Origin of the sequence: Bacillus pseudomycoides DSM 12442 (assembly GCF_000161455.1) — a bacterium.
Lineage (GTDB): Bacteria > Bacillota > Bacilli > Bacillales > Bacillaceae_G > Bacillus_A > Bacillus_A pseudomycoides.
On the sequence record NZ_CM000745.1, the window covers coordinates 2,368,861 to 2,377,452 of the forward strand.

General features: G+C 33.5%; 9 protein-coding genes. 3 read left to right on the plus strand and 6 right to left on the minus strand.

Annotation, left to right across the window (positions count from 1 at the left end; translation table 11 throughout):
* Positions 1-2 precede the first annotated feature (2 nt).
* The 3 genes from BPMYX0001_RS11780 to BPMYX0001_RS11790 all read left to right on the plus strand — a co-directional run bounded on the left by BPMYX0001_RS11780 (position 3) and on the right by BPMYX0001_RS11790 (position 1,963).
* Positions 3-662 carry a PspA/IM30 family protein gene (locus tag BPMYX0001_RS11780; protein ID WP_006095064.1) on the plus strand — a complete coding sequence of 220 codons (660 nt, stop codon included), beginning with the start codon at positions 3-5 and terminating at the stop codon, positions 660-662.
* A gap of 165 nt (positions 663-827) precedes the next feature.
* Complete coding sequence (gene uptA / locus BPMYX0001_RS11785; RefSeq protein ID WP_006095065.1) at positions 828-1,433, plus strand: undecaprenyl phosphate transporter UptA; 606 nt, start codon at positions 828-830, stop codon at positions 1,431-1,433.
* 305 nt (positions 1,434-1,738) lie between these two features.
* Positions 1,739-1,963 carry a hypothetical protein gene (locus tag BPMYX0001_RS11790; RefSeq protein ID WP_006095066.1) on the plus strand — a complete coding sequence of 75 codons (225 nt, stop codon included), beginning with the start codon at positions 1,739-1,741 and terminating at the stop codon, positions 1,961-1,963.
* A 52-nt stretch (positions 1,964-2,015) separates the two neighbouring features.
* On the opposite strand, the gene dltD is transcribed toward BPMYX0001_RS11790, so the two are convergent.
* The 6 genes from dltD to BPMYX0001_RS11820 form a co-directional block, all read right to left on the minus strand.
* On the minus strand, positions 2,016-3,197 hold the full coding sequence (dltD, locus tag BPMYX0001_RS11795) for a D-alanyl-lipoteichoic acid biosynthesis protein DltD (protein ID WP_033798920.1): 1,182 nt from the start codon (positions 3,195-3,197) through the stop codon (positions 2,016-2,018).
* A gap of 365 nt (positions 3,198-3,562) precedes the next feature.
* Complete coding sequence (locus tag BPMYX0001_RS11800) at positions 3,563-4,090, minus strand: GNAT family N-acetyltransferase (RefSeq protein WP_033798921.1); 528 nt, start codon at positions 4,088-4,090, stop codon at positions 3,563-3,565.
* Between the two features lie 150 nt (positions 4,091-4,240).
* The gene (locus tag BPMYX0001_RS11805) at positions 4,241-5,863 is read right to left on the minus strand and encodes a peptide ABC transporter substrate-binding protein (protein ID WP_006095069.1); all 1,623 of its coding nucleotides are present in this window, start codon (positions 5,861-5,863) and stop codon (positions 4,241-4,243) included.
* Positions 5,864-5,902: 39 nt separating this feature from the next.
* Entirely contained in the window at positions 5,903-6,904 is a 1,002-nt protein-coding gene (locus BPMYX0001_RS11810; protein ID WP_006095070.1) for a C40 family peptidase, read from the minus strand.
* Positions 6,905-6,982: 78 nt separating this feature from the next.
* A complete protein-coding gene (locus BPMYX0001_RS11815; protein ID WP_003198044.1) occupies positions 6,983-8,032 on the minus strand; it encodes a dipeptide epimerase in 1,050 nt (349 codons plus the stop codon).
* Between the two features lie 68 nt (positions 8,033-8,100).
* A complete protein-coding gene (locus BPMYX0001_RS11820) occupies positions 8,101-8,427 on the minus strand; it encodes a DUF3870 domain-containing protein (protein WP_003198042.1) in 327 nt (108 codons plus the stop codon).
* Between the last annotated feature and the right edge of the window lie 165 nt (positions 8,428-8,592).

Below are 8,592 nucleotides of genomic sequence, written 5' to 3' on the forward strand. Positions count from 1 at the left end.
AAATGAGTATTTTTAGAAGAATTAAAAACATTGTAACCGCTGATGTCCATGAAGCTTTAAATAAACTAGAAAACCCGGTAAGTATGTTAAAACAATACATACGAGAAACGGAGCAACAAGTGGTAAAAGCACAACAAGCTTTATCTCAGCAGCTATTTCTAGAAAAAAAATATGAATCTCTTATTACAGGAACAGAGGTTGTTATTGCAAAAAGATTTCGTCAGGCTGAGCTTGCGGTGTCTCGCAATGAAGATGATATGGCACAATTAGCACTTCAAGAAAAAATTGCACATGAGAAAAAACTAGAAATGTATCATGAACAGTACAATGTAGTAAAACAACAAACTTCAATCCTATATGAGCAAATTGATAAACTACAAAAAGAATACCAAGAATTACAATATAAAGAACTCGTACTTGTTTCCAGATTACATGTAGCACGTACAATGAAAGAAAACAATGAAACTCTTGCATCTTTTCATACAGAAAATGCAGTGAAAGGCTTCGCAAGAGTAGAAAGTTATATTCAAAAAATAGAAGCTGAGGCCTCAGCTAGTAACTACTTTAATCAAATAAAGCCTATTTCTTATACAGACGATACGGAGATTGAACTAAAAGAAGCAGTACAAAAAGAATTAGAAAAATTAAAAGTAAGGAAGTAAAGACTATTCGCTCGTTTCATTTTTTGAGACGAGCGAACAATTATTTATGAAGTTAATCTTTTAAAATAAAATTCCACACCTATTCTTTTATAATTTCCCGTATACTAAAAATGTAAGGAATATTTTTTCTCTTACTCTAAAAAAATTTCATATAGAAGGTGCAACATGTTAGGTAGTTTTATTCATTCTGTATTACTATTTTTAGAAGGACTAGGTTATTGGGGCATAATGTTTGGACTCATGATTGAGATTATTCCAAGTGAAATCGTTCTCGCTTATGCAGGTTATTTAGTATCTTCAGGAAACATCTCATTTATAGGCGCCATTGTATTTGGTACTATTGGTGGTGTTATCGCACAAATCTTTATTTATTGGATTGGGCGTTACGGAGGAAGACCTGTACTAGAGCGTTATGGCAAGTACATTTTCATTCAAAAAAAACAAATCGATTCTGCAGAAGCATGGTTTAATCGTTATGGAACCGGTGTTATTTTCACAGCACGCTTCATTCCAGTCGTTCGTCATGCCATTTCAATCCCTGCCGGCATTACAAAAATGTCACCTATCCGATTTATTACCCTTACAGCGCTTGCGATTATCCCGTGGTCAATCATCTTTATCTATTTAGGTGAAAAGCTAGGAGAAAATTGGGGCAATATCGATGAAGTTGCTGGGCCGTATGTAACATCGTTTGCAATTGGCGGAGTAATACTAATTGTTTTGTATTTCACTTTAAAAATATGGCTAAAGAAACGAAGAAAACTTGTTTAAATGAATCATTCGAGATAATGAATTTGAAATAAAACGCCATACATTCAATTAGATGTATGATGTTTTATTTCATTTTTCTTTTATTATTACTTTTATAATTTGATATGCTTATCTTCTAAAAGATCCAGAATTTCTTCTTTATGCTTTAAATCATGTTGAACAAGACCCAAGAAATAATCATTTAATTTCATACTTTCTTTCCCAAATCGATAATAAGTATTAAAATCCTCCTATGTAAAATTAACTGGATAAGCAACCATTCCTTCTCTAAGTTTGTATATTATCTTAAAAGGAGAGATATACACATGCATTGGCAACAAAAAGTACAATATTTAATTGGTCAGCCCGTTGGTGTTTCTCTCGTAAATGGTCAGGGTACATCTGGAGTTTTATGCGGTGTGCATGGTGGACATATTTATTTGTATGAATACTTGTATCAAGCGCAATTCGCAATGAAACATTATGACTTTAGGCAAATTCAAGATATACATCCATTTCCTAATTGTCCACATCAGAATCCTTTGTATTAAAAAACAGGAGCAGCTTAAAAAGCCGTTCCTGTTTTTGGTTTAATCTTAAAATTTATTTCCCTGCATGAAATTGTTGTAATGCTTCATCCACATATACCCAGCCTTTCCATCCTAAATGAATGGTATCTTTTAGAAAGTATTTGTCATATTCATGACTAGTAAAATCTGCAACTGGAAATCCAGCTTTCTCAACTTGTTCTCGAACTTTCTGATAATAAACATCACGACGTTCTTTTGGGAACCCTGCGTAATCATACCAAGGTCCATTTACAGGAACAGAAATGAAAAGCGGTTTAACTTTCTTTTGCTTAAAAATATCTAAAATAATTTGTAAATCTTCATATTCTGGCGATTCATCATAAGATTCTTTTGCCTTATATCCTTTTAATCCATGTAATTTCTTTTGAAATTTGTTTTTATAGTAATATGGATTTTCAATTCCAAATGTATTTGATGTAGACTCTACTTTCCCAACCTGTTCAGCATGCCTTCTTGTTTCTTCCCAAGAAAGTGAACGTAATTCCATATTTCTTTGTTCTTTTTTTGGCTTTATATTGAATATAGATGTCACTAAATCTTTATGATCCGCAATGTTTCGGTTTATATAAGCAATCGGCTTCAATACTCCCGCTTTTATCTTATGGGTTGTATCATTATATACAATACCTTCTAGTGAGCTTTTTAATATAGAATCTTTGCGGACAACATTAAAATCTAGCAACCGCTTCGCAATTTTCTTTTTCATTTCAGGTTTTATTTGATCATTAAAAATAAAATGATATGTTTGCTGTTTAGAAAAGTTACTACTAAAGTTCCCTTCATTTACCCCCTGCTTGGTAAACCATTGTGGTGAAAGAATAAATACTACTTTTTTTCCTTCTAATTGATCCATTGTGGAAGTCACATTTAAAATATGAGCAAGACTCTGCGTTCCGCCAGTTCCTATTAGAAACGGTGTAAATCCTTCGGGTTTTACTTTAAAATAGTTAGACGGATGATATGCATCCATTCGGGAAAATTCAGATGAACCGTACATCGGCAAATAATTCAAATTCTCCAACATTTTTTGTTGTAAAAAAACACCTTGTAATTTTTCTTTTTGTAATGAAGTCGCCGCATCTTCTACCTTTTCATTACTAATAAGTGAAACTAGATATTTAGATGGAATAAGCAATATAACGATAAAGATTATACATGCTAAAATGATTGGGCCAAAAGCATGCTTCATCTTCATTTGTTTACCCACCTTACACTAGAACCACTTACAATCATTCTCTTATTACCTCGATATTGCATGTCTACTAATAATTCTAACCCTTGCTTACAACACGTCATCATTCTTTCTCTTCTCCTTTATTCCGTAAAAATGCTCCATTCTATTCATCTATCATTTACATGTATTTCCCCCTCTTATCACAACTTATGTACGCATCCATTATAAGAAATGTTTCCAAGTAAACATTTTAATTATACAAGATTTTGTATTTCTTTCACACTCTAAATTCAGTAATGATTTTATCTTTCGACAAGTTAAACTTGTATATAAATCTATACGATGTTTACAAACTATCTGGATAATTTGTATGAATATTCAAATTTTCATCGGAATAAATTCTTATACTCATAATATGATAATTGATGTCCATCAAAATCCACATCATGTGTGTACTTAAATCCAGCCTTTTCTAAAACATTCTTTGACTTCTCATTGGCAATTCTAATTCTTGCAGTTAATTTTTTGACTTTCAAATCATGAAAAGCATATTGGATCGATGCATGGGCTGCCTCTGTAGCATATCCTTTTCCCCAAAACTTCGGATCGAGAAGATACATGATTTCTAAATCTTCTGTTCCATCAATATACCTTAAACCACAGTGTCCCATCATTTCCCTCGTGATAGGATTGAATATAAGCCATACACCAAAATTATGTTCATTCCAATGCGCTATGAACTTTCCAATATATTGTTCAGTTTCTTCTGGTGACATACCTCTAGATATAGCAAGCCACTTACCTACCTCATTGTTTTTTACAATTTGATAGAAAGCATCCACATCTTCTAAACGAGGTTTTCTCATATAGAGTCTTTTCGTATTCATTGATTTTACATTCACATGAATAGACATATCCTTTTCCCCCTTCAATAAAATCTTAATTTTAATCCTGGTAAATTATAACATGATTTTTCCCTCTTTTATTAATTTCAAGAATGAAACATTGTTATATACAAAAACAGACTGTTCTCTAGGCACAGTCTGTTTTTTGTATATTTCATTTTATTTTTTCACATCTGCCCATTTCAAGCTAGTCGCGGGTCCGAATTGATGTATATATAAATCTTTCACATATGGTTTTTGTAAATAAGATAATCCGCGCTGGAACACCGGTGCAATTACCGCATCATCCAATAGCATTTTCTCTGCATCTTGCATCGCTTTCCAACGTGCCTTTTCGTCATTTCCTAATTCCATTTTTGTCTTTTTAATTAATGCATCATATTCTGGATTTGCATAACCAGTATTATTGACACCACTTTCTGAAATAAAGACTTCTAAGTAAGTCATCGGGTCTGGATAATCCGGTAACCAACGCGATAATGACATTTCATATTCTTTCTTTTTCTCTAACGCTAGTTTTTGAGAATGCGGTTGTAGTTTCACTTTTATCGTCAATCCTGGTAAGTTTTTCTCTAATTGTTCTTTAATATATTCCCCTACTTTTTTAAAGTTTTCTAAATCATAGTTTAACATTTCTAACGTAACTTCATTCGTTCCTGTTTCTTGCTTGGCCTTTTCCCAAAATTCCTTTGCCTTGTTCACATTCGTTTTATTAAACTCTGTCGTTGTTTCCCTGAAATCTTTTTTATCTGGCCCTTTTAAAAAGCCATTTGGAACATAGTAGTTTGCAGGTACTGATCCATCGTTTAAAAATGAAGTCGCAAGTCCCTTTTTATCAAAAGCCATGCTAAGTGCGAGGCGGGCATTTTTGTTTTTTAGAATTGGTACATTTTCATTAAATCGGAAGAAATACATAACCGGATCTGTATATTGTTTCAATTCTTTATCATTTTTATATTTATCAACAAATTCTGTTGAAATAACAGCACGATCAATTTTATCTGTTTGATATAGATTTACTACGGTCGAAATTTCTTTAACAATTTGGTAATTTACTTCATCTAATTTCACTTCTTTTTTATCCCAATATTGATTGTTTTTCTTCATTGTAAAACTTGCTTCATGCTTCCATTCTGATAATGTAAATGGTCCATTATATAGAGTTTTATTTGCTTCTAAACCATATTTATCTCCTTGTTCTTTCGCATACTTCTCATTAATTGGATAAAAGGATGGTAAACAAAGTAATTTTGTAAAATAAGGGACAGGGTGTTCTAACTCTACAGTAAACGTTTTATCATCTTGAGCTTTTACTCCTAATTCATCCAATCCAATTTGTTTCTTATTTATCTTTTCTGCATTTTTCACATCATACATAATATATGCATATTCAGAGCCCGTTTCTGGATTAACAAGTTGCTTCCAAGCATATACAAAATCATGTGCTGTTACAGGATCACCGTTAGACCATTTCGCATCACGCAAATGAAATGTATATGTTTTCCCATCTTTACTAATCTCATGCTTTTGAGCAATTCCAGGAATGACCTCATCATTTTTTGAAAGTCTAAATAATCCTTCCATTACATTATTTAATACGTTAAATGAAACAGCGTCTGTTACTTTTAAGGAATTTAATGATGGAATTTCTCCTGTTTCTGTTAACTGCAATACTTTCTTCTCTTCTTTTGGTTTTGTCGTGGACTTTTCTTTTCCACAACCAGCTAAAAACGAAGAAAGAAGTAACGTACTAACCAATGAAAAGCGAATAACCTTTTTCACTTTAAAACCCCCTTTTTAAATTTCTACTAATCTTTCATATTAAGGTAAAAAGCGACGTGCACCTGCATATTCCTCAATGTAACCTGGTGTATCTACTGGTATAATTTCAACTGTTTTCGCTGCATTTGGAGAATGTATCATTTTCCCATCTCCAATATACATTCCTACGTGGTGAACACTTCCTTTTCCTTGATTGTAAGCAAAAAACAGCAAATCACCTTTTTGCAAGTTTTCTCTTTCAACAGCAATACCTGCTTTTGATTGTGGACCAGAATCACGCGGGATTGTAATACCATGAGATTTGTAAATTGTATGTGTAAAACCAGAACAATCAAAACCAAAACCACTTGTTCCAGCCCATATATACGGCAATCCTAAAAATAACTTCCCAGTATTCACTAAATCGTCGCCTGTTGGAACAGGAATTTCATTTTGCGATTTATAAACCATTCCATCATTTTTCCGTAACCATGCTTTTTGTCCGTTTGGTAATAATACACGAAACGACATATTATCTTCACTTACTAGTGGTAACCGTGTGTTATAACTAACCTCTAAAGATTTATATTTATCAGATGGATTAATGTATAAAATAGCTGTCGGTTTTGTAATAAGAACAAATGGTTGTTCCTTTTTCCCTGCAAATTCTTGATTATAGGTTAGCTGTTTTACCGGGACCCATCCTGGATATCCCGCTTCATTTCTTGGCGTTGGCTGACCATGAACAACTACTTTTGCCCACTCACCTTGCCGATCAATGATTGTTACTTCTTGCCCCAATAAAGCTTGTGTTTCTAATTTATTTGTACTTGTTAACCAAAGCTTTTCATCGAGCGTCATCGATTTCGTCCATTTCCATAGATTAACTGGATTCATCGCACTTGGTTCATCAATTGGACGAAGCAAATTTGGCCCAGTCCATAATGTTGCTGCTGCCACATCTACATACGCTTGATTACTTTTTACCTCTTCAGCATTTGCAACTGAAATAGATGAAAATACTAACAAACAACTAAAAAGCAAAGTAATGGATTTTCTCATAAACACATCCTCCTTTTATTAATATGCCTCCCTGTTCAAGCAAAGTGTGACATCAAAAACAACTCTTCTGCCGAAACTTTATTCTATATTCACTGCGTGATGCAGGTTTACCCTTGGTCCGTTATATGTGATTCCGCTTGGCTCTTCCATTAACCATAAAGGAGCATCAAGATCAAAGTAGTGAATATTTGGATGAGCGGCTGCTACATGTGCAATTGCCGCCACAGAAAGCGATGATTCCATCATGCTACCAACCATGCATTTTACACCGGCAGCGCCAGCAATATCGGCAATCTTCCATGCTTCCCGTATCCCGCCACATTTCATTAATTTAATATTTAATAAATCGGCGTATTGCCCTTGAACAAGCTTTAAAGCGTCTTGCGCCGAGAAAGCACTTTCATCAGCCATGATTGGTGTTTGCACATGATCTTTTACATATTTCATTCCTTCCCAATCTTTCGCATGAACGGGCTGTTCTACAAATTCTATATTTAAATTTCTATTTTCCATTTCTCGAATAATCGATACAGCTTCTTTTGGACTCCATCCTTGATTTGCATCTAATCGCAAAGTTACATCCTTCGGCACAACATTTCTGATCGCTTCAATACGTTCTAAATCCAATTCTGTTGATTTACCAACTTTAATTTTTAATGTGTTAAAGCCTTTTTCCACATGACTTTTTGCTTCTTTCGCCATTAATAAAGGTTCATCAACACTTACTGTAATATCTGTTTGAATCTCTTTCTTTCCACCTAATAACGCATATAATGGGATATTATGAAATTGACAATACACATCATATACAGCCATATCTACTGCTGCCTTCGCACTCGTATTGCCTACACAGCTCATTTGGATTTGTAACAACAACGTTTGAAATTGCTGCAATTCTTTCCCGATTAACACAGAGCGGATTGGCCCTAAAATAGCTTCTCCCATTCCACTCGCAAAATCCCCAGTAATAACTGGAGTCGCAGTCCCAGCCCCTTTTCCTACAATCCCTTCATCTGTGTGAATAAAAACATCAATACTTTCAATTTCTGTTACAGTGCGCAAAGCTGTTTTAAACGGTGTATGAAGCTTAATATAGCGACGTTTTACTGTTAGATCCATGATTTTCATTTCTATTCATCCTTTCTGTCCAATAAAAAAATCCAGCCATAAGAATGAATCTTATGGCTGGATTTTGTCTATGAATGTGTAGACAAAGCAGCAATTTGATTATATTTTTTTTGTGCATCTTTTAATGCTACAAGCAATGCTTTTTGAGATGATCCGAAATAACGGTTTTTAATTTCTTCTACTAATTGTGGATCATTCATATTTCTATGTAGAAATAAATGTTTTACAAATTGAGCAGTTAATGAAATGGTTGCTGAACAATCCGCATCTACAATTTTCCCTGTATCTTTTTCAACAACAAATGCAACAAAATAGCTTTTAAATTTTTCTGTAATTGGATTGTTTTGAGGTGCTTTTGCGTCCCCTACGATATAAATCGTATTAGAAGCGTACACATAAATCTTCCTTTCTTATACAAGGATAACGGTTTTCTTAACAGGCGAATAAGCTGTAGACTCATCGTTAATTAAGAAATGTATCCGCTTACTGTATATTATATATAATTGACAGAATTTTAACAATATTTATTTTAGTAAATATTGTACAATTAAATGTCCAAT